22 protein-coding genes are annotated in these 25890 nt (G+C 56.8%); 9 read left to right on the top strand and 13 right to left on the bottom strand.

Translation table 11 applies throughout. The features are described from left to right. Positions 1-582: 582 nt before the first annotated feature. The 3 genes from otsA to EPE01S_RS14480 all read right to left on the bottom strand — a co-directional run bounded on the left by otsA (position 583) and on the right by EPE01S_RS14480 (position 4208). Positions 583-2013: an alpha,alpha-trehalose-phosphate synthase gene (gene otsA / locus EPE01S_RS14470; RefSeq protein ID WP_062746355.1), complete on the bottom strand. Its 1431-nt coding sequence runs from the start codon at positions 2011-2013 to the stop codon at positions 583-585. A 4-nt stretch (positions 2014-2017) separates the two neighbouring features. After that, positions 2018-2797, bottom strand: coding sequence for a trehalose-phosphatase (gene otsB, locus EPE01S_RS14475; RefSeq protein ID WP_062746358.1), 780 nt, complete (start codon positions 2795-2797; stop codon positions 2018-2020). Between the two features lie 187 nt (positions 2798-2984). Further along, positions 2985-4208 carry a cyclic di-GMP phosphodiesterase gene (locus tag EPE01S_RS14480; RefSeq protein WP_062746360.1) on the bottom strand — a complete coding sequence of 408 codons (1224 nt, stop codon included), beginning with the start codon at positions 4206-4208 and terminating at the stop codon, positions 2985-2987. A gap of 367 nt (positions 4209-4575) precedes the next feature. On the opposite strand from EPE01S_RS14480, the gene EPE01S_RS14485 reads away from it, so the two are divergent. From EPE01S_RS14485 to malI, 3 genes are all read left to right on the top strand, one after another. Continuing rightward, a complete protein-coding gene (locus tag EPE01S_RS14485; RefSeq protein ID WP_062746362.1) occupies positions 4576-5307 on the top strand; it encodes a YoaK family protein in 732 nt (243 codons plus the stop codon). A gap of 203 nt (positions 5308-5510) precedes the next feature. Beyond that, positions 5511-7010, top strand: a complete 1500-nt coding sequence (locus tag EPE01S_RS14490; RefSeq protein ID WP_062746365.1) for a PTS transporter subunit EIIC — start codon at positions 5511-5513, stop codon at positions 7008-7010. A 59-nt stretch (positions 7011-7069) separates the two neighbouring features. Beyond that, entirely contained in the window at positions 7070-8086 is a 1017-nt protein-coding gene (gene malI / locus EPE01S_RS14495) for a Mal regulon transcriptional regulator MalI (RefSeq protein ID WP_062746367.1), read from the top strand. A 4-nt stretch (positions 8087-8090) separates the two neighbouring features. Here malI and EPE01S_RS14500 read toward each other — a convergent pair whose 3' ends face one another. After that, positions 8091-8984 carry an ABC transporter six-transmembrane domain-containing protein gene (locus EPE01S_RS14500; RefSeq protein WP_062746370.1) on the bottom strand — a complete coding sequence of 298 codons (894 nt, stop codon included), beginning with the start codon at positions 8982-8984 and terminating at the stop codon, positions 8091-8093. 96 nt (positions 8985-9080) lie between these two features. Between EPE01S_RS14500 and EPE01S_RS14505 the strand changes: the two genes are divergently transcribed. Both EPE01S_RS14505 and EPE01S_RS14510 read left to right on the top strand, forming a co-directional pair. After that, positions 9081-9671, top strand: a complete 591-nt coding sequence (locus EPE01S_RS14505) for a TetR/AcrR family transcriptional regulator (protein WP_062746372.1) — start codon at positions 9081-9083, stop codon at positions 9669-9671. 76 nt (positions 9672-9747) lie between these two features. After that, positions 9748-10050 (top strand): EthD family reductase, encoded by a 303-nt coding sequence (locus EPE01S_RS14510; protein ID WP_062746375.1) that lies wholly within the window; start codon positions 9748-9750, stop codon positions 10048-10050. An 83-nt stretch (positions 10051-10133) separates the two neighbouring features. Here EPE01S_RS14510 and hemB read toward each other — a convergent pair whose 3' ends face one another. Further along, positions 10134-11114: a porphobilinogen synthase gene (gene hemB, locus EPE01S_RS14515; RefSeq protein WP_062746377.1), complete on the bottom strand. Its 981-nt coding sequence runs from the start codon at positions 11112-11114 to the stop codon at positions 10134-10136. 233 nt (positions 11115-11347) lie between these two features. Here hemB and EPE01S_RS14520 point away from each other — a divergent pair, with 233 nt between their 5' ends. Next, positions 11348-11908: an NADPH-dependent FMN reductase gene (locus EPE01S_RS14520; protein WP_062746380.1), complete on the top strand. Its 561-nt coding sequence runs from the start codon at positions 11348-11350 to the stop codon at positions 11906-11908. A 168-nt stretch (positions 11909-12076) separates the two neighbouring features. Beyond that, positions 12077-13411, top strand: coding sequence for a cation:proton antiporter (locus tag EPE01S_RS14525; RefSeq protein WP_062746383.1), 1335 nt, complete (start codon positions 12077-12079; stop codon positions 13409-13411). A 9-nt stretch (positions 13412-13420) separates the two neighbouring features. Here EPE01S_RS14525 and EPE01S_RS14530 read toward each other — a convergent pair whose 3' ends face one another. The 4 genes from EPE01S_RS14530 to EPE01S_RS14545 form a co-directional block, all read right to left on the bottom strand. After that, positions 13421-14719, bottom strand: coding sequence for a flippase (locus EPE01S_RS14530; protein ID WP_062746387.1), 1299 nt, complete (start codon positions 14717-14719; stop codon positions 13421-13423). A gap of 28 nt (positions 14720-14747) precedes the next feature. Beyond that, positions 14748-15719, bottom strand: a complete 972-nt coding sequence (locus EPE01S_RS14535; protein WP_072277466.1) for a glycosyltransferase family 2 protein — start codon at positions 15717-15719, stop codon at positions 14748-14750. 1043 nt (positions 15720-16762) lie between these two features. After that, positions 16763-18283 carry an acetaldehyde dehydrogenase ExaC gene (gene exaC, locus EPE01S_RS14540; protein WP_062746389.1) on the bottom strand — a complete coding sequence of 507 codons (1521 nt, stop codon included), beginning with the start codon at positions 18281-18283 and terminating at the stop codon, positions 16763-16765. 206 nt (positions 18284-18489) lie between these two features. After that, the gene (locus EPE01S_RS14545) at positions 18490-19212 is read right to left on the bottom strand and encodes a glutamine amidotransferase (protein ID WP_062746392.1); all 723 of its coding nucleotides are present in this window, start codon (positions 19210-19212) and stop codon (positions 18490-18492) included. A 226-nt stretch (positions 19213-19438) separates the two neighbouring features. Here EPE01S_RS14545 and EPE01S_RS14550 point away from each other — a divergent pair, with 226 nt between their 5' ends. Together EPE01S_RS14550 and EPE01S_RS14555 are read left to right on the top strand one after the other, a co-directional pair. Beyond that, positions 19439-20350 carry a DMT family transporter gene (locus EPE01S_RS14550; protein WP_062746432.1) on the top strand — a complete coding sequence of 304 codons (912 nt, stop codon included), beginning with the start codon at positions 19439-19441 and terminating at the stop codon, positions 20348-20350. A gap of 21 nt (positions 20351-20371) precedes the next feature. Further along, entirely contained in the window at positions 20372-21742 is a 1371-nt protein-coding gene (locus tag EPE01S_RS14555) for a CoA transferase (RefSeq protein ID WP_062746395.1), read from the top strand. A 72-nt stretch (positions 21743-21814) separates the two neighbouring features. Here EPE01S_RS14555 and EPE01S_RS14560 read toward each other — a convergent pair whose 3' ends face one another. The 4 genes from EPE01S_RS14560 to EPE01S_RS14575 all read right to left on the bottom strand — a co-directional run bounded on the left by EPE01S_RS14560 (position 21815) and on the right by EPE01S_RS14575 (position 25698). Continuing rightward, on the bottom strand, positions 21815-22378 hold the full coding sequence (locus EPE01S_RS14560) for a TorD/DmsD family molecular chaperone (RefSeq protein WP_062746397.1): 564 nt from the start codon (positions 22376-22378) through the stop codon (positions 21815-21817). Positions 22379-22414: 36 nt separating this feature from the next. Continuing rightward, complete coding sequence (locus tag EPE01S_RS14565) at positions 22415-23152, bottom strand: phosphatase (RefSeq protein WP_062746399.1); 738 nt, start codon at positions 23150-23152, stop codon at positions 22415-22417. A 17-nt stretch (positions 23153-23169) separates the two neighbouring features. Continuing rightward, entirely contained in the window at positions 23170-24108 is a 939-nt protein-coding gene (gene ghrA / locus EPE01S_RS14570) for a glyoxylate/hydroxypyruvate reductase GhrA (protein WP_062746401.1), read from the bottom strand. Between the two features lie 84 nt (positions 24109-24192). Beyond that, on the bottom strand, positions 24193-25698 hold the full coding sequence (locus tag EPE01S_RS14575) for a peptide MFS transporter (protein WP_084344209.1): 1506 nt from the start codon (positions 25696-25698) through the stop codon (positions 24193-24195). Positions 25699-25890: the final 192 nt, after the last annotated feature.

Here is a 25890-nt window from a genome sequence, read left to right on the forward strand (position 1 = left end):
GCTCACTAACTAACCATTATGGTCATTTTTTGTAAATTTCAGCTCATGAGCAACCATTAGCCAGGTGAAACAGGCATCTGTGGAACATTAAAGCGAAGCGGGCTGGATGTCTTACGAGTTGATAGAGAATAATAGTCACTTAAGCGCAACTTAACAGGATTTTATCCTGAATAATGATGCTTTGAGGGCAGGATGAGATAGTTACTTACGGTGAATATTTGCACGCCATATGAAGGCAGAAATGTGACACAGCTCAGGTTTTTTAAAGGAAGTGATAACGGAATGTAAGCAGTTAGCCCCTAATGTTTAGGGTCTGCCAGAAGATGTAAACAGGGGTTACATAAGAGACATGAATGTTTAAGCGGAAACTCTAAGAATATCCTTATGATTATCGACAACCCGCGCGGAATCTTTAGGGAAAAGTGGATTTATTCGATTTTTTGTGGGCTGGGCGGCTGTTTTTTCAACAATTATCCGCATAAATTACGTAGCAGCGGTGATGGATGGTTAAGCGGAGAGCGAAAAAAACAGGGGGCAACGCCCCCTTTCAGTTACCTTTCTTATTTATACTGGTCCGCCTGATCAGGCAAGTTTCGGGAAAGCGGCCACATTATTCTCCTTTTCAATGGCCCTCCCCTGAATCGGCAGCGCCTGCAGGTCCTGCAGATAGCTTTCCCGCCAGTGGGCGATATCATTCTGACGCAGCACGTTCATCATATCGTTATAGCGTGAGATACGCTCCGTGCGTGACATGGTCAGCGCCTGATTCAGTGCAGCGGCGACCTCGTCGCGATCGTAAGGGTTAACAATCAGCGCCGATGTCAGCTCGTTGGCCGCCCCGGCGAAGCGCGACAGCACCAGCACCCCCGGGTCATCCGGGTCCTGTGCAGCCACGTACTCTTTTGCCACCAGATTCATACCATCACGCAGCGGGGTGACCAGGCCGATATCGGTCAGCCGGAATATTTTCATCAGCAGGCGGCGATCGAAATGCTGATTGAGGTAATAGAGGGGCGTCCAGCCCAGCGTACCGTACTTACCGTTGATACGCCCGGCTTCGGTTTCCAGCTGATGACGAATATCCTGGTAGGCCTGCACGTCACCGCGCGACGTCGGGGCAATCTGTGAGTAGCGAATCTTGCCGCGATGTTCCGGGTAGTTCTCCAGCAAGGCCTCGTAGGCAAGAAAGCGCTCAGGCAATCCTTTGGAGTAATCCAGACGCTCACAGGCGATAATGTTTTTTGCATCACCCAAATCTTTTTTCATCGCCACCATCTTCGGCGGCAGCGGTCCTTCTGCCATCTCTTTGATGCTGTCCGGCTCGATGCCAATCGGATAGACCTCGGTAGTGAAGCGATTGCCGAATGCCCGGTGCTGTTTGCCGTCGCTGTTCAGTGTGGTCTGCAGCGCCACGCACTCCAGGAAGGCGATACGGTCGCTTTCGGTCTGGAATCCCAGCAGATCGTAATCACACATCATCTGCAGCAGATCGGCATGAGGCGGCAGCGCGTTGAAAATCTCCGGCGTCGGGAACGGAATATGCAGGAAGAACCCAATACGGTTATTTACCCCCAGTTTGCGCAGCTCGGCGGCAAAGGGCAGCAAATGATAATCGTGGATCCACAGCACGTCATCTTCCTGCAGCAGCGGCACCAGACGCTGCGCCAGCTGGGTATTCACCCGCTGATAGCCGTCCCATGCCTCGCGCTGGAAATTCACCAGATCCAGACGGTAATGGAAGGCAGGCCACAGCACGGCATTGGAGAACTGCAGATAATAGAGATCATAATCATTCTGGTTCAGACCGAAAGAGGCATAAGTGATGCCGTCCTGCTCCAGCATACTGAGCTCTTCTTCATCCTCACCAATTTCAGTGATATCTCCATTCCAGCCGTACCACACGCCTCCCGTGGTCTTCAACGCGTCGACGATCCCGACGGTGAGCCCTCCTGCACTGGCCTTACTGCCATCCGGGATAGCAATACGGTTAGATACGACAACTAAGCGACTCATAACCTTAACTCCTTACTGACGTTGTAACGTCTTCATCTAGTTTTATTCGTGCCTGTTCCAGCCAGTGATACACCGCGGCAACATCGCTGAGATGGCCCTGCGCTGCGCTGGTTCCGGCACCGACTTTAATTGAGATGCCCTCCATGGCATTGACCACGTTAAACCCTGCCTCGTCGGTCAAATCATCTCCCAGAAAGACCGGAACTCGTCCGGCAAAAGGAGGGTGCTGCATAAATTCTTCAATAGCCGCGCCTTTATTAACGCCTCGCGGCTTCAGTTCGACCACGCACTTACCCGGCTGCTGTACCAGTTCAGGGAAACGCGCCACCAGCGAGTCGGCCAGTTGCTCTACGGCCTGCTGGTGCTGGGGGGCCTGTCGGTAATGCAGGGCAAAGGCCATGCCTTTACTTTCGAGTTGAGTACCCGGCAGTACCGCCATGGCGGTGTTCAGCGCCTGGCTGAGCGCGGTCACGGTGGCGGGCTGCAGGCGAAGACGCGATATGTGCCCTTCGCTGTTGCGTCGCTCCGCGCCGTGTACACCGGCCATGGGCAATACCAGCGGAGACGCCAGCGCATCCAGTTGTTCTATCGGACGACCGGAGATCAGTGCCACGGCCCCCTCGCAGCGCTGTGCCAGCCGGTTGAGGTTATCCAGCACCTGCGCCGGAATAGAAACCTCGTCAGGGCGTGGCTTTATCGCTGCCAGGGTGCCGTCCACGTCGAAGAAAAAGGCATAACGGGTTGCCGCCAGCAGGGGGGGAACGAAATCTGTTTGGGTAGTCACACATTCCTCCTGAGTAAACGATCGGGAGATGCTGCTGACAATGAGGGGGACAGCGGTCGTCTGACGAGCGGCGGTGGTGTCAGGCCTGTCGTCAGACGTAGTCGAGGGCAGCAGTATCGCGGCATCGGCCCTCAGTGCAGACAACATCAGCGTAAAGTATAGCGGGGTTTCCAGAACCTGCCAGAAATCATGCGCTAACTGGCTGCTGCCACAAAGAATTCACATCAATGTCCGGCCAGCCGTTGGCCTCTTCCGGGCCGACAATATTATCTTCACAGTAGAGACTGGCGAGATCGATAATATGCGGCGTCAGCCGCTTTCCGCTGTTCAGGGAGAAGAATACGCAGATTTTGGGTTGCAGTAAGGAGTGCTTGCCGGGTTCCGTTACCACGCCGAGCCGCCCGGAAGAGAGACGTACCAGCGATCCAACCGGATAGATCCCAACGGCCTTTACAAAGGCGTAAAGCAGTTTACGGTCGAAATGCCCGGGCCAGCTGGCCATCTGGTGCATGGCGCTGGCCGGATTCCAGCCCGCTTTATAGGGCCGGTCGGAGGTCACGGCGTCGTAGACATCACAGATAGCAGCCATGCGTGACAACAGGGAAATCGCATTAGCACGAAGCCCATGGGGATAACCGCTGCCGTTGACCTTTTCATGATGATGCATCGCCACATCCTGCAGATCATCACCGGCGCCACTCAGCCGCAGGATCTCAGCACCGGCCACCGGGTGATGCTTCATAAGATCGAACTCTTCTTCCGTCAGTTTGCCGGGCTTATTCAGGATGGCCAGCGGAATGGCCGCTTTACCGACGTCATGCAGCAGCCCTGCCATCCCTGCCCTTTTCTTCTGTGCTTCGTCCAGCTCCAGCTGATCGGCCAGCGACAGCATCAGCGCACATACCGCCACTGAGTGAAGATAGGTGTAATCATCATGGGACTTGAGACGGGCGACGGTGAGTAACGCTGCCGGATGACGGTTAAGCGAACCGGCAATATCATTGACCAGCGGGATCGTACTTTGTGCATCAATCGTCTTACCCAGACGTGCATCGCCAAACATGGCCATCACCGGGCCTTTTGCCGCGACACAAATTTTTTGTGCCTGCGCCATTTCGCTTTGCATGGTCACCGCGCTGTCCGCCGCTACAGGCGGCGGCATATACACTGCAACCGGTTCAGTTTCTGCCGCTGGCACCGGCTCTTCTGCGGTGATGCACCGCTCGGCAGCCCGCCCGCGGGACAGATCAATCCACACCTCACGCACGCCACTCTCCTGAATGGCCTGGATCTGGCGCGCCTCAGTCAGCAGCATCTCATTATGGACTAACGGGTGCTTAAGCCAGAACACGTCCAGCTTGTGTAAAAACATCCCGGTTTGCAGCTCTTGCACTGCAATACTGATAATCATCCGGTCTCCCCCTGACAGTATGCATTCCATTCCTTCTTACTATCGGCAGATGATTAAAAAACATGCGCCGCGGCGGCGTAAACAGCGATGAATTATCGCAGTCTTGCTGGCATTTGTGCTCAGGATCACACCTGCAGTCTGTTCTGCAATCCCCCCGTCAGTCACACAACGCCGCCCGGGGTAGCAGGATTTACTGACAGGAATTGAATAAAAAAGACGAAAACTCACCGTCACGATAGGAGCTGTCTGGAATAGTGGAAAAATCTCTGGCGAAAGCAACAGGCGACGCGCCGATGCGCTACATTGCCTCCTTACCTGCGCTGCGGTCTCACTGCCGCACCGTTTTTACTCAGGGGAGCTGATAATAATGTTAGACATGATGATAAAAAGAAAACGCGAACGCCGGCACACGGAAGATCGCTACCTGGCGCTGGTGCTGGCCACCAGCGCAGGACTTCTTAATGCGATGGCGCTGGGGGCATTCGGCATCTTTCCGTCACATATGTCAGGAAACACGTCGCAGCTCTCCTCGGAAGTCTCCAGCGTGGATATCCGTGATATGACATTTCTGCTGGCAATGATCGTCGCGTTTGTTATCGGCTGTATCAGCGCGCGCCTGCTGGTGATTGTCGGTATTCGCAATAATATCCGCACCATCTTCAGCCTGATCCTGCTGATGGAAGGTATGCTGCTGATGGCCATGGCGGCCTTTGAGCTGCTCTACTACTCCTCGGCCAATAACCGTGAGGCCCTCGTTTTTCTCGGATTTTTAATGGGGATCCATAACGCCACCTCCACGCAACTTTCTAATGGCCGCGTGCGTTCCACCCATATTACCGGCACGCTGACGGATGCAGGCATTGCGCTTGGTTCTTTACTGGCCGTCCTCTTCCGCCACGATCCGTCGAAGCAGGTCACCGCCCAGCGTAAACAGTTTATCACCCACCTGGTCACCCTCTTTTCCTTCCTGACAGGAGGCATCGCGGGTTTGCTGCTGTTTAACCAGTTTGGTTTCGGGTCGATGATTGCCGTCGGCGCCTTTCTGGCGATCATCGCCATCGGTGCCGTGGTGCTTACCGTGAACCTGGCACGCAGCTAGTCCTGCCATTTACATTCCCCCCTTCTGGCGCGGCTCTTTTCAGAGCTGCGTCATAAAATAACAATTTGATCTGACCCGGCGTGATATTTTCGTTGCGTCAGCAAACCCGCTCAATAACTATAGGTAGAACGTTCTACTAAAACGTTCTACTTAAATAATACCTGCCCCATTACTCTTAAAACTCTGTCCCAGCGGGAGACACTATGCGTTTTTTTACCGGGTTCTTTAAATCGCTTTCCAGATTATCAATGATAGGCCGTGCGCTGATGTTGCCCATCTCACTGCTGCCTGCGGCCGGGCTGCTATTGGCGTTCGGGGATAAGTTTCATCTGCCCCTGATGATGAATGCAGGGGGAGTGATCTTTGATAACCTGCCGCTGCTTTTTGCCGTTGGCTCTGCCGTCGGTCTGGCGTCTGAATCCGGGATTGCGGCCCTGGCCGCTACCGTGTCCGTCCTGATCACCAATATGACCATCGGCACCGTGATGCAAATCACCCCGGAAATGGCCGCCAGCGGTGGGAAATACGCGATGGTCATCGGCATTCCCACCTTACAGATGGGCGTGTTCGGCGGGCTGATTTGCGGGGTGCTGGCGGCCTGGTGCTATAACCGTTTCCATACGCTGCAACTGCCTGAGTTTCTCGGTTTCTTTTCCGGTAAACGCTTCGTCGCCATTGCCACCGCCTTCCTTTCTTTCCTGCTTGGGCTGGTGCTGCCGCACATCTGGCAGCATATTCAGGCTGGCATTGATGCGCTGTCCGTGGTGGTTAACGGGGATAACCAGGCGCTGTCGACCTTTATTTTTGGTCTGGTCGAGCGTGCGCTGATCCCTCTTGGGCTGCATCACATCTGGTATCCCTCTTTCTGGTACTCCTTCGGCGACTACACCACCCAGGCCGGACAGGTTATTCACGGCGATCAGACCATCTGGTTCAAAATGCTGGAAGAAGGGACCAAATCCTTTAGCAGCAATACCTATCAGAACGCCGGTAAGTTTATGCAGGGGGAGTTCCCGCTGATGCTCTTCGCCCTGCCAGCCGCCTGTCTGGCGATGTACCATGAAGCCAACACCAAAAACAAAAAAATCGCTTCAGGTATCCTGTTTTCGGCGGCGCTGACCTGCTTCCTGACCGGGATCACGGAGCCGGTAGAGTTCACCTTTATCTTTGTGGCACCGATACTGTATGTCTTCAACGCCATTATGGCGGGCCTCTCCTATATGTGCATGTACCTGCTGGACGCACATATTGCCAAGTCATTCTCTGCCGGTCTGATCGACTACATTTCATTCGGCATCCTGCCGTCCTTTAATGGCTTCCAGACTCACTATCTCAGCGCGGTGATCGTCGGCGTTCCGATGGCAGCCATCTACTACGTGGTGTTTCGCTTTGTGATCCGCCGCTTTGACGTCAAAACACCGGGGCGGACGGACATCACGGCGAATGCCGGCGACAAAAGTGATGCGGAGCTGGCCACTGAGATCACCGGCCTGCTGGGGGGCAGTAAAAATATCAGCAACGTCGGAGCCTGCATCACCCGCCTGCGTCTGGAAGTGGAAGACAGCGAGCTGGTAGATAAAGACGGGCTTTACCATCTCGGCGCACGCGGAGTGGTCTTTGTCGGGGATAACGGCATCCAGATTATCTTCGGTGCCCGGGCACAGTTTATTGCGCAACAGATGGCCCCCGTGACCGGGCGTTAACTGGCACAAATTATCGTCTCCTGTATGCTACGGGAGACGATTTTTTTACAGGGAATACAATGAAGAAGGTCAGTATTGTTGATGTGGCAAAACTCGCCGGCGTTTCCGTTTCTACCGTCTCGCTGGTGCTGCGTCAAAAAGGGAAGATCTCAACGCAGACCATTGAAAAGGTCCAGGCCGCCATCACTGAACTCGGCTACGTGCATAACGTGGCCGCGGCTAATCTGCGCGCAAGCACTTCTAATCTGATCGGTCTGATTGTCCGTGACTTCAGCGACACCTTTAACCTGAGAGTGATCACCAGCATTGTGCAGGCGCTGGAGCAGCAGGGTTATATGGTGTTTCTGGCCCATCCCCAGGATGATGAGGCGCGGCTGGAACAGTGTCTGCTCTCTTTTACCCGCCAGGGGGTGGCCGGGGTGATCTACCTGACCAGCAGCACCACCCGGCAAACGCTACCTGGAGCGGTTAGACACTGCACGCTGCCGCTGGTAACCGTTTCGCAGGCGATGATCGAAGGGCAGTATGATCTGGTGATGCGCGACAACCGGCAGGCCGCTGCGCAGGCGACCCGCTACCTGATCGAACGTGGCCACCGTAATATTGCTTATATCGGCGGTGAGGAAAACGGTCTGATCCGCGACCAGCGGCTGGCGGGCTATCGTATGGCCCTGCAGCATTATGGTCTGGTCTATAAGGAAGAGTTCACGCCCGCCTGCCTGGAGGAGACGGACGCAGCACGCCTGGCGACCCGGCGACTGCTGGAAAGCAATAACAAGATCACCGCCCTGCTGTGCCACTCTTCCCATGCGATCATTGGCTGCCTGAACGGTATTCATCAGGTAGGCCGTACCGTGGGGAAAGATGTGTTTCTGACGCAGCAGGTCTCCCTGCTGGGCTTCGAAGATATGTTACAGATCAACCTCAGCTCCCCTTCCTTTACCTATGTTTCGTCAGCCAGTGATGAAACCGGCCGCCAGGCTGCCGCCCTGATCCTGCGAAAAATCGGGCAGAACACGCTGCCGCCTCAACGCATTGTGGTGTCCGGTGAACTGGTGCTGCGGGAGTCCGGCTAGTGGCTTACAGCCGCCCGGTATTCACCCGTTTGCCAATATCCTTCAGCTGAGAGTACTTCTCCAGCAGCTGCGGGCCATCGTCCAGACTCATGGCAAACATCCACATATAGGTCATTACCGAATAGATATGACCCGCGTCGGTCCCGCCGCTACGGGCCATATGCATCAGGGTAAGACCAAACAGCAGTGCCACCATCACGCCAATAGACAGATAGCCCAGCGCTTCGCGATCGGACAGGCGGATGCGCAGCCCTGCCAGCACGCGGTAGTGTCGGATCAGTGAAGGGGTGTTGGCATGGCTGACAAAACGCACTTCCCGCTCCAGGCGGTTATTCAGCCGTCCAAACAGACGCTCATTTTTATCCGTATAGCTGCGCAGGAAAAATGAGAAAAACAGCAGAATGACCAGGCAGGCCACCCCCGTCCAGAATTCAATCACCAGCAGCATCACCGCCGCCCCGCTGATTGACGCCACGCTGGTGATCAGTACCGGCAGGTGTTTTTCAAAGAAGTCGACGAATTCACGCGACAGCGCCACGCGCGCCGCAATAGTGGAATGGGTGTGCCGATCTTCACGCTGCTGCAGGATCACCGGCACCGCCAGTTCAGCATAGATCCGCGCAAAGGTTCGGGTATCCACACTGCGCCTGGCCGCCCCGATGGTCCACATCACCATCACCATGACGGCATACAGCAGCGCGTGCAGTGGCTGGGCATTCAGCGTGGCATTGATGGCAAAACCCGCCAGCAGCGGATAAAGCAGATAGGTCACATTCTCAGCCACCACCAGCAGTAAGGTGATCATCAGTTTTCGACTGTGGCGGCGACCCAGACTTTTCAGGGTAGCGGCGGCGCTGCCGGAAACCGCGACGGTTTCCGGTAATTTACAGGTTTGCATGGAGCTCATTTCTGGGTAGGATTATGTTTGAGCGGTTGCTCAAAACTGAAATCAAGTCTATTTGAGCGCTTGCTCAAAGTCAATGCAGGGTCAATGATGAAAGAGTCCCGGGAAGCACTGAAAGCCCGAATTCTGCAGGGTGCGATTGCGCTGTTTATGGAAAAAGGCATTGAAAAAGTGACCACGCGCGAACTGACCGAACACGTCGGCATCTCACGCAGCCACATTTATCACTATTTCCGCGACTGGGAAATGCTGTGTAAAGAAGCAATGACGCTCTACCTACAGCAGGATCGGGAGGATTTTGCCGCCGGCATCACCGGCCTGACGGCTGAACAGCGGCTGACCGCCTTTGTCGCCGGCTATCTGCCTGCCGCAGCCGATGCCGCCTGGCAGCTTTACAGTTCGCTGTGGCAGTTGGCCATTCACGATGAGGAGTGGGCCGCGATCGCCCAGTCAATGATGGAACAGTGGCACCGCCTGCTGGGTAGCATTATCCGTCAGGGCATTGCGGATCAGGCCTTTTTCAGCCCGGCACCAGAACGGGTGACACGCCAGTTGAGCGCCATGCTGAATGGCTATGCCGATCAGCTGATTGTCTCCCCCAACCAAGAGGCACATCAGGCGGTGATGCAGGATATTGAAGCCTTTATCACTCTGGCCCTCAGAACGGAACCGAGCCGTTAGCGCTCAATGCGCTAACCCGCTCCGCGTGCCGTTCGCTATACTCGCGTTGTTGCCACTCCCCATTTGAGGAAAAACTGTGATCAAATTCAGCGTACTTTACCCGCGTCAGCCGGGTGCCCATTTCGACCATGATTATTATCGCGACGTTCACCTGCCACTGATCAAAGCGCGTATGGGTTCCGCCTGCCTGCAGTATGAAATTGATACGCCGCTCGACAGCAATATGCCGTTTATCGCCGCCTGCCATATTTACTGCCCGGACAAGGCGACATTTGACAAAGTGATAGCAGAACATGGCGCAGAGTTTATGGCGGATGTGGCTAACTTTACTAACGTGGAGTCGCAGAAGCTGGTATCTGAGGTGTTACGCGTCAATTAACCGGACGGGCAGCGCGCTGTTAACCGCAGCGACCCGTCGGAATGTCTGCAGGCTGGCCGGGGACACCGACCCGCCTGCAACGGTCAGGAAAGGATGTTTTTCTCGGCCAGATCCAGAGCGAAATAGCTGAAAATGATATCGGCTCCGGCCCGTTTAATCGACCCCAGGCTTTCCAGCGCGACGTCGATCTCGCTGATGGCTCCCGCCTGCGCGCCAAATTTAATCATCGCATACTCCCCGCTCACCTGATAGGCCGCCAGCGGCAGCTGGGTGCGCTCACGCACGTCACGGAGAATGTCCAGATAGGCTCCCGCTGGTTTCACCATCAGCGCATCAGCGCCTTCCGCTTCGTCGATCAGCGACTCACGAATGGCTTCGCGGCGGTTCATCGGGTTCATCTGGTACGTTTTACGATCGCCCTTCAGCGAAGTGCCAGCCGCTTCACGGAACGGGCCATAGAAAGAGGAGGCAAACTTGGTGGAATACGACATGATCGCCGTATCGGTAAACCCTGCGCCATCGAGAGCGTGACGGATCGCCGCGACCTGACCATCCATCGCCGCTGATGGCGCAATAAAGTCTGCCCCTGCGGCAGCGGCCACCACGGCCTGACGACCAAGGTTAATCAGCGTGGCATCATTGTCCACGCCGTGGTCGTGCAGCACGCCACAGTGGCCGTGGCTGGTATATTCACAGAAACAGGTATCGGACATCACAATCATTTCCGGCACGGTTTCTTTGCAGATACGCGACATGCGCGCCACCAGGCCGTTCTCGTTCCAGGTATCACTGCCGTCCGCATCGGTATGGTGCGATATCCCAAAGGTCATCACCGACCGCACGCCCGCCCTGGCAATGCGCTCAATTTCATACGCCAGGCGTTTTTCAGGAATACGCATCACGCCCGGCATGGCGGCGATAGGCTTATAGTCATCAAGCCCTTCCTCAACAAAGATCGGCAGAGCCAGATCGTTCAGGCTGAGGGTACTTTCCTGAAACAGGGAACGAAGAGATGCAGACTGACGCAGGCGTCGTGGGCGCTGGACTGGAGAATAGCTGGACAAAACAACCTCTGTTTAGCGGGTCATACACTGGTCAACGGCACCGGTGATGATAAACATGAATAGTGCGCTAACAGTATACCTCCGGGCGCAGGATGACAATGCCTGTGCAAAACCGGTAGCGATCCCCGGCACAGAATGATTCATTTTTAGGGGTTGCTCGCACAGGAGTGACTTGAAAGCGCAACGCAGATAGCGCTTTATAAAGGAGACTTTTTCTCTATTAGGAAATCCCCATGACTGAACACGCCACGTTAACCTTCGTCACCCTGCTGGGCAGCCTGCGCAAAGCCTCCCTGAATGCTGTTGTTGCCAGTAACCTGCCCGCGCTGGCCCCCGAAGGGGTTGAGATCCACGCCCTGGGGTCGATTGCCGACTTCCCCCATTACGATGCGGATATCCAGGCCGAAGGCTTCCCCCCTGCCGTGCTGGCGATGGGTAAAGCGATTGCGGCGGCCGATGGGGTGATTATCGTCACGCCGGAATATAATTACTCCGTGCCCGGCGCACTGAAAAATGCCATCGACTGGCTGTCGCGCCTGCCGGACAACCCGTTTGCTGATAAACCTGTCGCGATTCAGAGCGCCTCCCCGGGGATGATTGGCGGCGCTCGCGCCCAGTATCACCTGCGCCAGAGTATGGTTTTCCTGAATGCCCGGGTGCTGAACAAGCCGGAGATCATGATTGGCCAGGCCGCCAGCAGGATCGACGCTGACAGTGCCACCGTGACCGATGAAAGCACCCGACAGCACCTGACGGCGCAGCTGGTGGCTCTGGCTCAGGAAGCCCGCCGCTAAAGCCCCTTCCGACAGACAGCTCACCGTCTGTCGGAGCTAATATCGCCTCCCGCCCTTTTTTTCCTGCATGCCGCTGCCCTCGCGCACATATCTCCCCATGACTGGCGATAAGTTATCTATCCTCTACAGGACAAAATTAAACACGGCTGAATCACAACGGGAGACAAAATGGGATTTCTTGGCTGGATGGCGGCCACAGGAGGGCTGCTGTTACTGATGTCGCTGGCCTCAGGCTGGATAAGCCGTGGCCCGGTCACTTCGTTCGCACTTTACCTGATTGCCGGGATCCTCTGCGGACCCTGGGTACTGGATGTGCTGCGGATCGATATTGCCGCCCACGCGCCTCTGGCAAAAAATCTGACCGAAATTGCCATGGCGGCCTCACTGTTTATCACTGGCCTCAAGCTGCGTCTGCCGCTGAACAGCCCGGGCTGGCGAATGGGGCTGCGGCTGGCGTTTCCCGCCATGCTGCTGACGGTAGCGGGCGTGACGCTGGCCGCGCACTTTCTGGTTGGCTTTTCCTGGCCGCTGTCGCTGGCGTTCGGTGCCATCGTTGCGCCAACTGACCCGGTGCTGGCCAGTCTGATCTCGGTTAACGACGCCCGCGACGACGATAATCTGCGCGTCTCGCTTTCCAGCGAGGCGGGGCTGAACGACGGCACCGCCCTGCCGCTGCTGATGCTGGCGGTCGCGCTGATCGCCGGCGGCGGTGAGATGTCCTGGTCGTTTATCACGCACTGGGCGCTGAAGGATGTCCTGTGGGCGGTAGCAGGCGGCAGCGCTATCGGTTTTGGGCTGGGCAGGCTGATTGGCCAGTACGCCTCACATCTGAGACACACGCATCAGGATGTCGCCCCCAATGACTTCCTGGCGCTGGCGCTGATCGCTCTCAGCTACGCCCTTGCGCAGTCGCTGGATGCCTCCGGTTTTCTGTCGGCCTTTGCGGCAGGCGTCGGCCTGCGCCGCGCCGAGATGCGCGTGGTGCGCCATTTCCCGACGGAAGAGTTCCGGGAGAGTGAATACCATCCGCCTGCGGAGGAGCTGGTAAACCCTAATGCGCGCCATCAGACCGACCAGACCCATCCGGCACGATCGGCGGGGCTGGTGGTCAGCGATGCGCTCTCCTTTGGCGACACCATTGAGCGTCTGTTTGCTGCAGCGATTATTATCGTTCTGGGGGTAACGCTGGCGCAGCACTGGAATACCACCGGGCTGTGGCTGGCCGCGCTGCTGTTTTTCGCCATTCGCCCCCTGTCAGTGTGGCTGGCCACTGTCGGGACGCCCGCCCCGGGTCTGCAGCGCGCCACCATTGGCTGGCTGGGGATCCGCGGCATCGGCAGCATTAACTACATCGCCTGGGCCTATACGCACGGTCTGGCGGGTGCCGACGCCGCGCGCATGGCCGATATGGCTTTTACACTGATCGTGGCCAGCGTGGTGGTGCACGGCATTTCCGTCACGCCGTTAATGAACTGGCGTCAGTCCCGCCTGGAGCGGAAGTGACGCCGCCGATCAAGCCTGTTCGTTGCCCGGACGCTGATATGCCGCGGGCCGGGCCAGGTAGGTTTTCAGGATGTTGTGTTTCACCAGCAGATAAATGATGCCGATAAACACCAGCACCTCTGAGAACACCAGCGCACAGGCCGCCCCGAGGGCACCAAACTTCCACGCCATCAGGCAACAGAACGGAATGTTCGCCGCACCGACGATAAACATCAGGTACATCCGCTGCTTCGCCAGGCCATGTGGAATAAGGATTTGCAGGCCTGCCGGGTAGCTGATGTTACCAAAGATAAAGCCGCATACAGCAATACGCAGGACGTCAGCCGATGCGTGAAATGCCGGGCCCAGCAGCAGCCGTACGACAAAATCCGCAAAAAAGAAGGTGAAGATCACGATAAACACGCTGAGGCCAAACGAGAGGCTGATGCTTTTACGCGTCGCCGCCACCGCGGCAGCGCGATCCTTATGGAAAAGGTGACTGACTCGCGGGAAAAAAGCGTTACCGATCTGTTCCGGCACCGAGTTAGCGGCCTTCTTCAGACGGTCAGAGCCGTTATACAGACCCACCATGTAGGTATTGGTCATACTTGCCAGAATGAGCACATTAATGTTGTTGAAGAGGTTGGCCCCCAGAATGGACATAAAGACGTGCAGGCTGTCTTTCGTGCGCTGCAGGATCTCGCCCGGCTCGAAGCGGTAAGCGCCAATGACACGCATTTTAACCACAAAAGTCAGCGTAATGATGGCGGTGACAAACGCCACTACCCCGGGCACCAGTGCGGCCAGCCACGTATCTTCCGGTGTCTTGACCAGCAGGAAGGTTAGCGGAATAGACGTCAGCTGACCCACGGTGGAAATGACCGCCGTTTTACCGAGCTTCTCGAAGCCCTGCATCAGCCAGCCAAAAGAGAGCAGTTGCCCGTATAATACCGTTGAGTTGGCCAGCGCAATAAAGAACAGCGCGTGCCAGGCGGGATTGAGCCAGGTGACGACCAGCAGCACCGCCAGCGAGGTGGTACCCAGCAGGAGTTTGGCATTAAACGTCGACCAGAATAGTTGGGTGACGCGTTGCTTGTCATCCCGGTGCTGGGCAATGTCCTTTGTGGTATAAACGTTAAACCCCCAATCCGAGATGGTGCTGCAGTACATCACGCAGGCCAGGCCCAGCGCCAGCAGCCCCATATGTTCAACACCGAGGACACGTGCCAGATAAGGCAGCGTTGCCAGTGGAATGATAAATGAAGCACCGCGATACGCCAGTAGCGACAGCACATTAATTAACAGCGTTTTATCGATAACTTTAGCCATCAGCCCCTGACCTTTAAAAAAAATCCCTTCATGCTTTGCGAAGACTCCGCTTTATCCTGAGCAGATTAGAGTACAATTCCGGCTGTCTTAACAGCAGCCAGTTAGCCGCGCCCCCTGGTTTCAGATTTTTCCCGAAATATTCAATCGCATGATGCACATATTCCGGCACGGACTTTCCACTGGACAGCGACAGATGGATCATCAGTTTAAATGAGTGAATAAGATATAAGCGTCGTAACTCACTGCGGTCGTCGAGGTCGGCGGTCAGCCTGATCATTTTTTCATAAGACTGAACAAAGGCATCGTAACGCTGACGGAAATACCCTTCTGTTTTAACGCCATTAGTTAACGACCCGCGACGTAATCGCTGCCGGTAATAAACGTTCTCGCTGACAAAGGCGACACGGGTTCGCAGGAAAGCATCGAGCGTGTAACAATGATCTTCATGAACCCGATCAATATATTTCAAATTAAATCTGTCTATGATTTCTTTTTTCAGAACATAATTCCAGCTGGCTGAGGTGTAGGCGCCCTTGCGCAGCAGATGGCGAAAAACGGTTTGCGAAGAGGACAACCCGGACAGCGTATGCTGCACCTTCGGCCAGCTGTCTGCCGGGTTACCGTCGGAGAAAATCTCCGAGTTAAAACAGAACAACTCCAGCGCAGGATACTGTACCACCCGTGCAGAGAATTCAGCGTAAAACCCTTCACAAACAACATCATCCGGGTCACAACAGAACACATACTCACCACTGGCAAGCTGAATGCCGTGGTCACGCGCCCGTCCCGCCCCGCCATTTTCCACGCTGACGACCCTGACCCGTGCATCATTACCGAAGCGAGCCTCGATCCGGGCCAGTGTATTATCGGTTGAACCGTCATTAACGATAATTAATTCATTCGGTGCCGGTATTTGCGACAGCAGTGAAGCAACACATTCAACAATATAATTCTCTACGTTATACGCAGGGATGACCACTGACAGCAATTTTTGCGTCATCACATTACTCTCACCTGTTCGGATTTGTTTTTTAATTAACACCAGAACAATAAAAAAGACAACGCTGCATACCCCCCATGTATGTGTTTAGGATAAAACTTAGCTCTTAAAATAAATTCCATAAGAAAAATTAAAATGAGACATAAATTGAAATATGAAAATCTGCAGGTAAATTAAAATTAAACAAAACTTAAACGCTTCATTATTAATTTTCGAATATTCTTCCTGTCTTAATTTAATCTTAATGTTTCTTTTTCTCTCATCTTCGTTTAATTTTCGCCGCGCACCGAGATTAACAAAGCGTCAACGAACGGCACGTTCGGGAAAAATCCCAGTAAAAGAGATGTCAGCCTGTAACCTGCCCTCAGGGCTTGACGAAAAGAACGGTCACGGTATTTAGCGTTCTGAAGGAGAATAACCATTAAAATCGTGGTGTTAATGAAATCACTTTCGGGTAGCACGAGGGACGGGCTGAATAGTACAGAAATAGCTGGTTACGTTTTCTGGTGACGAGACCGCGCCGCGGTAACCGGAAGCATGGCCCATCGGGATGAAAAAACAGAACAGGCTGATTGAAATTGTTGTGGTAACCGGTGACGGATCTTCTTCTCTCCCTGCCAGCAGATCCTTGACTGCCTCTCTCCCACGCTCTCCCTGCGAAGGGCTACCCGGTCATTTTTTCATCTTTCCGCTGTGGATGTCGCCACACCAGGCCCTTTTGATTACCCGCCGTAACATTCTGTGGCACTTTCGGGTCTGAGTGATAAATCCGCCTGATAGATTAAGAATTTCTTATCAAAAAGCCTCAACCCTGAGCACGCCCTCAAAGCCTGAACCTCTACAGATCAGGGCCTGCAGACGCTTTCGCCCGGCGCACACTAAACGGAAAATAACAGGAGAGGTAATGATTGGTGATAAAAGAGAGCAGCCGGGATCACCGACGGCGTCCGTCAGGCACACCCGGGCATGCGCGGACGATCGGTGGTCACACCGCTGAAGCCGGCAGAGGGAGAAAACTGGCCGGGGGAGCCCGGCCAGTGCATTCAGAAAAAGCCCAGAGGTTCTATGCTGTAGCTGATCAGCAGGTTTTTGGTCTGCTGATAGTGATCGAGCATCATTTTATGCGTTTCGCGGCCAATCCCTGATTTTTTATAGCCACCAAAGGCGGCATGCGCCGGATAAAGGTGATAACAGTTAGTCCACACCCGCCCCGCCTTTATGGCGCGGCCGACCCGATAAGCGCGGTTAATATCGCGCGTCCACACTCCGGCCCCCAGGCCGTAGATGGTGTCGTTGGCCATGGCGATGGCTTCCGCTTCATCTTTAAAGGTGGTAATCCCCACCACCGGCCCGAAGATCTCTTCCTGAAACACACGCATGCTGTTGTTACCCTTCAGCAGGGTCGGCTGAATATAATATCCGGTGGCCAGCTCTCCTTGCAGTTTTTCCACGCCGCCGCCGGTGAGGATTTCCGCCCCCTCCTTCTGCGCAATGTCCAGATAAGAGAGGATTTTGTCAAACTGCTGCTGCGAGGCCTGCGCGCCCACCATGGTATCGGTATCCATCGGGTCACCGCGCCTGATGGTTTTGACCCGCTTCATCACCGCAGCCATAAAGGGTTCATAAATCGACTCCTGCACCAGCGCGCGTGACGGACAGGTACAGACTTCCCCCTGGTTAAGGAAGCCCAGCACCACGCCTTCTGCCGCTTTCTCAATAAATGACGGCTCCGCCTGCATAATATCTTCAAAGAAAATGTTCGGTGACTTCCCGCCCAGCTCCACGGTTGAAGGGATCAGATTTTTTGCCGCCAGCTCAAGGATATGCCCGCCGGTCGCGGTGGAACCGGTAAAGGCCACTTTGGCAATGCGCGGGTGGGAGGCCAGCGCCTCCCCGGCTTCACGCCCGAAGCCATGGATGACATTCAGCACGCCTTCAGGCAGCAGGTCGCCGATCAGCCCGACGAACAGCGTGATCGACAGCGGGGTCTGCTCGGCCGGTTTCAGCACCACGCAGTTGCCCGCGGCCAGCGCCGGAGCCAGCTTCCACGCGGCCATCAGCAGCGGGAAGTTCCAGGGAATAATCTGTGCCACCACCCCCAGCGGTTCATGGAAATGATAGGCCGCAGTGAACTCATCAATTTCCGCCGCCGTGCCCTCCTGGGCACGCAGACAGCCGGCAAAATAGCGGAAGTGATCCACGGCCAGCGGCAGATCGGCCGCCAGCGTTTCACGCACCGGCTTGCCGTTATCCCAGGTCTCATTGACCGCCAGCATCTCCAGGTGCTGCTCCAGACGGTCAGCAATGTTCAGCAGCGTAAGAGAGCGGGACTGCACCGACGTTTTGCCCCACGCGTCAGCGGCGGCGTGCGCGGCATCCAGCGCCTTTTCCACGTCGTCTTTGTCGGAGCGAGGAAAGTCGCCAATCACCGATCCATTGATCGGAGAGGTATTGGTAAACCAGGTACCGTTAACCGGCGGGGTAAATTCCCCGTTGATGTAGTTACCATACTGCGATTGCAGGGTAATCAGAGACTCGTTACTGCCCGGATATGCATAGCGCATCGTCGCTCTCCTGTTAAAGACATCGCCGTGGCGAACTTAACGTTAACAATAAAACAACCCATTATTAACATTATCAATAACGGTGAGCATGTCAGATTGCCGGGCCGTAAACTGTGACGGTATCGAAAGGAAATAAGGATTTTAGCCTTGCGCTGTGAGGCAGCGCACAGGGCCGCAGCGAGAAGCGTGCGGCCGGGCCGCCAGTGTTACGCCCGTATAGCGACGGGCTGCACCTGCTGCCAGAAAGCGCGCAGTAACTGGCGTGGCCACTGCGGGGTCGGCTGCGCCGTCATCAGGCGGGCAACCTCTCCCTCGCTCAGGCTGTTCTGCAGGCAGGCGGTCATAATCGCAGGGGTGAATTCAGGATGAAACTGCACCGACAGCGCCTGTGCACTGTAGCGGATAATCTGACAACCCTCCTGCGCCGAGTGGGCCAGCACCTGCGCGCCCGGCGGTGGCGTCAGTACCGACTGGCGGTGTGAAAGCCAGGCGGTGAACCGATCGGGAAGTGCCGACAGCAGCGGGTCCTGCCGCATTGCCTCACCGCCCGTCACGGCGATCAGACCCCGCTCCCATCCCGCCGGGTTATCTCCGACGTTGCCCCCCAGGGCATAAGACATCAGCTGGTGTCCGTAGCAGACGCCCAGTAACGGCAAACCATCGGCCACTGCCCCGCGCACCCAGGCGGCGGTGCGTTCGCTCCAGTCGGCACGGTCGGTCACCATTGCCCAAGAGCCGCTGAGGAGGGCGGCAGAGAGCGCACGCACATCGGGCAGCGCCTCCCCCCGATCCGGGCGGACGACAATATAGTCACTGCCTGACAGATCCAGGGCGTCCACAAACCACTGCGTCTGTTCGCCGACGCGCGCACTGACCGCCGCGGGCGGTGATTCAAGCTGGATAATCGCTAAAGGAAGTCTCACTGTCATCGTACTTCATCCTCAGATCGCTGCGGGGCCGTTACCCCGGCAATTATCATGGCAGCTCGCCGGCGCGCTGTCTCATAACATTTTCTTGTATTGTATTGATAACGCACCGGGTTCCCGTCCCCCTCTGCGCTACCGGTTGCGAAAAAAAACTGCGCAGATCAGCGCCTCAAGCGGCGGTTTTCATGCCATGATTATCAGGACTACTTCGTTTGCTAAGGACTTTGCGGTGGCTTTGCGTCATTTTTTACTGATTTTGCTGGTGGTGTCTATCTGGGCGTTTAATAACATCGCCATTAAATGGGGGTTGCTCGACCTGCCCCCCCTGCTGATGATCACCCTGCGCTTTGTCGTTGTGGCTCTGATCCTGGTGCCCTTTACCCGCGTCACCCGTCAGCAACTCTGGTATCTGATACCGCTTGGCTTTACTTTCGGTTTTATGCACTTTTCTCTGCTGTTTGTCAGCCTGAAGTATACCGATGCCGGAACCGCGGCGGTGATCGTCCAACTGGGAACCCCGATCGCCATGCTGCTGGCCATGGTGATCCTGAAAGAGAAACTCCGCCTGATCCAGCTGGTGGGCATCGCCCTGTCCCTGAGCGGCGTGGTGGTGCTGGCTGGCAGCCCGACCATCCCCAATTTCTGGATATTCCTGATGCTGATCCTCAGCGCCTTTGGCTGGGCGATCAGTAATCTGATTGTAAAAAAATCCCCGCCCATCAGTCCGTTAACCCTTACCGGCTGGCTGTCCTTTTTTGCCATTCCGCTGGTGGCACTGGCTTCGTGGATGACGGAGTCTGATCAGCTTCATCTGCTGCTACACTCATCATGGCGGGGCTGGTTTGGCATTCTGTTCAGCGCTATTGGTTCATCCATCGTGGCGTACTCCCTGTGGTACAGCCTGCTGAAACATTACAACGTCAATCTGATTATGCCTTACTCGCTGCTTACCCCGGTGCTGGCCGTCATTATGGGCGTTGTGGTACTGGGGGACAGTATGAACAGCTACAAGGCTATCGGGGCGTTGCTGGTGATTGTCGGGACGGCCATCGCGGTAATTAACCTGCGTAATCTGAAGATGCACGCCCGCCTGTCGCGCTTTCGCTATGACCGCCAGCGGAAAAATCGCCCCCGTTCCTGAGCAACGATCAAGGAGAGCCGAATGGATCATCGCCTGAGCACTGCCCTGTGGCAACAGCTGTGGCACGGGCTGCGCAACAGCAGCACGCCCCTGCCTGAACTTCGCATCACCGGCGAGCAGGCACTGGTCTCTGCTTATCCGGTCAGTGAACTGGCAGCGACCAGCTTCGCTCTTGCCGCGCAGGCCACCGCCAGCCTGACTGGGGCGGCGGCTACCGTGACAGTTGACGGCACGCTGGCCTCGCGCTGGTTTCAACAGGTGCTGCGTCCGGTTAACCGCCCGACGCCTCCCCTGTGGGATGCCTTTGCTGGGGACTACGCCACGGCGGACGGCTGGTTGCGCCTGCACACTAACGCCCCGCATCACCGTGCAGCCATGGAGCAGGTGCTGGGCCGACACGCCAGCCGTCAGCAGCTGGCCGCCGCCGTGGCGGCATGGCGTAAAAGCGATCTGGAACAGGCTGTCGTGGACGCAGGCGGCTGCGCTGCCGCGCTGCGCAGTCACAGCGAATGGCAGCAGCATCCGCAGGGACAGAGCGTCAGCCGGGAGTCACTGATCGAACAGACACTGCAGGCCTGCGGCCCGATGCCGGCATGGCGTCTGCCTGCGGCGCGACCGCTGCTCGGCGTGCGCGTGCTTGACCTGACGCGCATTATTGCCGGGCCGGTGGCCACGCGATTTCTGGCCGGACTGGGAGCAGAAGTACTGCGCATCGATCCACCCGGCTGGCAGGAGCCTTCGCTGGAAGAAGAGATCACCCCCGGAAAACGCTGCGCGCGCCTCGATCTGAAGACCGCTGGTGGCCGCCAGCAGTTTGAGCAGTTACTCAGCCAGAGCGATGTACTGGTGCACGGCTACCGCGCCGATGCACTGAACCAGTTGGGTTATGACAGCGAGTCACTGCAGCAGCACAAGCCCGGGCTGGTGGAGGTCAGCCTGAATGCCTGGGGCTGGACCGGCCCCTGGCGCAACCGGCGCGGGTTTGACAGCCTGGTGCAGATGGCCTGCGGCATCGCCGAGCGCGGCCGCCTGTGGCAGGGCAGTGACGCCCCGGTGCCGCTGCCGGTACAGGCGCTGGATCACGCAACAGGTTATATGATGGCCGCCGCCGTGCTGGAGGGATTACGCCAGCGTCTGCTGCACGGCACCGGCTTTACTGCCCGCCTGTCGCTGGCGCGCACCGCCTGTCTGCTGACCGATGCACCTTATCCGCAGGACGCACAGCCCGCGGGTCTGGGACCGCGTCGGCCGCAGGATGACGATCCGGAGGCGCTGATCTCTCCATGGGGCATCAGTTACCGGCTGCGGTCGCCGTTCTGGCTGCCCGGTACTCCGCTGGCCTGGTCCCGCGCCCCTTCCCCGTTCGGCTCCGCCCCACCGGTCTGGCGCTGACGCCTGACCGGCTGACGGATAAAAAAAGGCCGCCCCGGTGAGGAGCGGCCCGTTTAATGCGCAGGACAGCCGTTATTCCGGCGTGCCCTGTGCTTCATCTTCCAGCTCGTCACGCATTGCCTGGATGGCCTCACGGCTGATGGCGGCCAGCGTACGGTAAAACGCCGTTTCCGCATGCGCCTCAACCTTGCCGAGGAAGGCACCGACCCACGGCATCAGGAAATCATCAAACAGCTGGATTTGCGCCTGGCTCTCATCCTCTTCTGACTGATCTTCCAGCCAGGATGCGGCCAGTAACAGCGCGCCGATATGATCGGCAGGCGCATCGGTCAACGGCATCCCACGCGGGCCGAGAAAAGCACGGACATCGGCTTCCTGTGGGCCATTCTCCCACTGCGATGCATACGGCGACACCTTACATTCCGGCCCGACAAACAGCGCATTGTAATCAGCAGCAAGCAGAGCGGGATCGCTGTTCTGCTGCAGGCGGGTTAACAGCTCATCCTGCTCCAGCGGCCAGTTCTGCTGTAACTTGCCTTCACGCAGAAGGGTAAACAGCGGCACCAGCAGCGGATCCTGAGGCTGGCGATTATACAGCGAGCCCAGAATGCGGCAGATGATGGAAAACTCATTCATGTCTTTCAGTTCCGTTAGGGGTTATGTGTGACGGTGTCACATATCAGCGAATTCGGTAATTTCTCTGCCGGTGCGCAGCGTTAAAAAGTCCAGCAGGCGGCGCGGCGTGACATTTAACACGCGATCTTCAGGAAAATCCACCTCGCGCATAATGCGCAGGCAGTGATCGAAGTTGCCGAGGGTAAAGGCCGTGTGCGAATCCGAGCCCAGGGCCAGACGGCCACCGGCATCGCGCACCGCAGCGGCCACCGCGCGGCAGTTCGGTTCGCTCCCGAGGCGGGAGGTGGTAAAGGAGGAGTTATTCAGCTCCAGCGCCACGTCGTACTTCGCGGCGGCTTCGGCCACCGCCTGAATGTCGATCGGGTATTTCGGGTTGCCCGGGTGGCTGATGATATGCACCAGCCCGTTCGCCATCGTGGCGATCATCGCTTCGGTATTGGTCGCCTTATCCTGCGGGGCCAATACCGGTTCGTGGAAGCCGGCGACGATAATATCAATCGAGTCCAGCATCGGGCCGCTGCAGTCTATCTCGCCCTGAACATTTTTTATATTCGCCTCAATGCCGCGCAGGATGCCAACGCCGTCCACCAGGCGCGGCCAGACTTTCATATTAACGAAATGCCAGTAGTGCGGGGCATCGGCCATATCCGGGCCGTGGTCGGTTATCGCCAGCAGCTTTACGCCACAGGTCTGCGCCTGTAAAACGTAGTCACGTAGCGTACTGTAGGCATGTGTACTGGCGACGGTATGCATATGCAGGTCAACGGGGTACATGAGTTCTCTCCTTTTCGTTAATAGCCACGGCTGATATCCACGCGTCCTGGCGGCATTTCGCCACGCTCGCATCGCAGTACCGCCTGAGCAATATAGTCCATAGCTTCGTCGGGTAAGGTTACAGCCGCATTATGCGGCGTGATAGCGATATCCGGATGCGACCAGAACGCATGTTCCGCCGGGAGCGGCTCATGGTTAAACACGTCCAGCGCGGCGGCGCTGATTTCTCCGGCCTCCATCGCTGCCAGCAGATCGGCTTCCACCAGATGCGCCCCACGCGCCAGGTTCAGCAGGAAAGCGCCGGGTTTAAGCTGGCTGAGGAGCGCCCGGTTCAGAATGCCTTCCGTCTGCGGCGTATTCGGCAGCAGGTTAATCAGCACGCGGGTGGAAGAAAGAAACGCGCCCAGCCCCGCCTCCCCGTGAAAGCTGGTCACGCCATCGATCTGCTTAGGTGAGCGACTCCAGCAACTGACCGGAAAGTCCCACGCCAGCAGGCTTTGTGCCACGCTGCGGCCCAGCACCCCGGCCCCCAGAATGCCGATGGAGAAATCACTGCGGGCGCGGTTGGGCAGGTGATGCCAGAGCGTTTCGATTTTTTGTTTCTGATATTCAGGAAAGCGGCGGAACCAGCCGAGCACGTGATACACGGCGTACTCCTGCATCTGACGGCCCATGCCGGTATCCTCAAGGCGAAAAAGGGGCACACCGGGCGACAGCATTCCGGGATTGTCCCGCAACTGGCTGAGGATATCGTCCACCCCGGCACCCAGTGCAAACACGGCTTTCAGCTCGCGCCCCGCCAGCATCTCCACCGGCGGCTGGCGTACCAGTGCAAAATCCGCCGGGCCGTTGTCACCGGGCTGCCACTGGCGAATGCGGGCCTGGGGTAAACGCTGCTGCAAGCCGTTGATCCAGGTTTCTGCCTTAAAGAACGGATGATAAAAAATGATATCCACGTTTTTTCTCCTGTTTTTCTGTTTATGGTAGAAAATCGCGCGGCTGGCAAGTGAAATCTGGGGCAGCGGTCTGCCCCGGTCTGGTTAGCGATGTTCAACCTGTTGGATCAGTCGGCGTAAGAACGGGATCAGACACACCAGCAGCAGCCCTGTCCCGGCACTGCCCCAGCCCAGCAGACTGAAGATATGGCTGTAGCCCGGATTGGTCAGCAGTGGCGTGCTGCCGCTGTTTTCTGGCATCAGTGCAGAGACGTGACCCGACAGTACCGATGCGACGCCGGTGACCATCATCCAGCAGCCCATCATCACCCCCTGGTAGCGTGCCGGAGCCAGTCTGCCGATCATCGCGTAACCGATGGGGGAAATCAGCAGCTCACCGATGCTCTGCAGGATGTAACTGATGACGATCCATTTGAACGCCACAATGCCATCGCCCCCCGCCAGCGCAATACCCAGCGGCAGAACCAGCATACCAAGACCAATGAAGAATAAAGAAGCAGAGAACTGTAGCGGAATATCAATGCGCCATGCGCGCTCACGCAGGTTACGGAACAGCAGCGCCAGCAGCGGCCCACCGATAACAATCACCAGCGTATTGATATTCTGCACCCACTGCGGAGCCACGCGGATTCCCCAGACGTTGAGGTTGATGTTGTGTTCGGTGAACAGCATCAGTCCCATCGGCGCCAGCTGATACAGGGTCCAGAACACCAGTGAACCGAGCGCCAGAATCAGATAAGCCCCCATCCGGCGCTGCTCGTCGCGGGGACGGTGGCGCAGCGTAGTCAGGCACAACAGCAGGAAAATCGCCGCCCCCAGCACGAGAACAAAGGTCCCGGTAAAACCCGCATGGTTAAGCATCAGTCGAATCGTCGGCACCAGCAGGAGCAGCACCGCCAGCCCGCCAAACATTCGCCAGCGGAACTGACGCGGGCTGGCCTGTAGCAAGGGGGTATTGATATCGGCAAGGATCTTCCAGCACAGCAGCGAGATCACAATGGCAACAGCATTACCGACGGTGGCGAACAGGAACAACGCCTCATAGTGCTCACTCAGTTGGAAATAGCCCGCACCGGTGAAACCAAGAAAGAAGCCGAGGTTCATCCCGGCGTAGTTCCACAGGAAGGCGCTCTCACGGCGGTTATCCTCCGGTCTGAAGCGCTGGGTCAGCATCATATTGATGCAGGTGACATTCAGACCGCTGCCGGTGAGGAACATCGCCAGCCCCCAGTACAGCCCTTCCGCGCTCTGTCCTGAAAGCGTCCAGCATCCTGCCACCTGCAGGGCCATGCCCAGCACAAACAGATTGCGGTTGCTGAGGAAACGCCCGCCCAGATAGCCACCAAACAGATGCAAGCCGTAATTAAAGGCGCCAAATACGCCCATCATGGTATTGGCCTGCCCTTCACTGAACCCTAAACGCTTGGTAGCGTACAGCACCAGGCTGGAGTACAGCACAGCAAAGCCCATGGTGGCGAAGATTTGAATAAAGAACAGCGCGCCGGTACCGCCCGGCACGCGCTGTTGGGGTATAGGGTTGGACTGCTCCACAACTAACCTCAGTATTTCCTGCCAAATGAAGCGGATCATTATGCACCTTTTCACCGGCAGCGGCGGCACAGATAGGGGGGAAAGTGACGAGAGAACGGTGCTACTGCCGTTTAAAGCAGCAAAGTGGTGTAAAACTGACTAAACGCACGCATTTTTCTGGAATGACGGTTGACCGCAGCGGGCGTTTTCCCCTACATTAGCGCCGGTCAGCAGCCCCGGCTGCGGCAACAA

The sequence above is a fragment of the Erwinia persicina NBRC 102418 genome (genome assembly GCF_001571305.1).
GTDB lineage: Bacteria > Pseudomonadota > Gammaproteobacteria > Enterobacterales > Enterobacteriaceae > Erwinia > Erwinia persicina.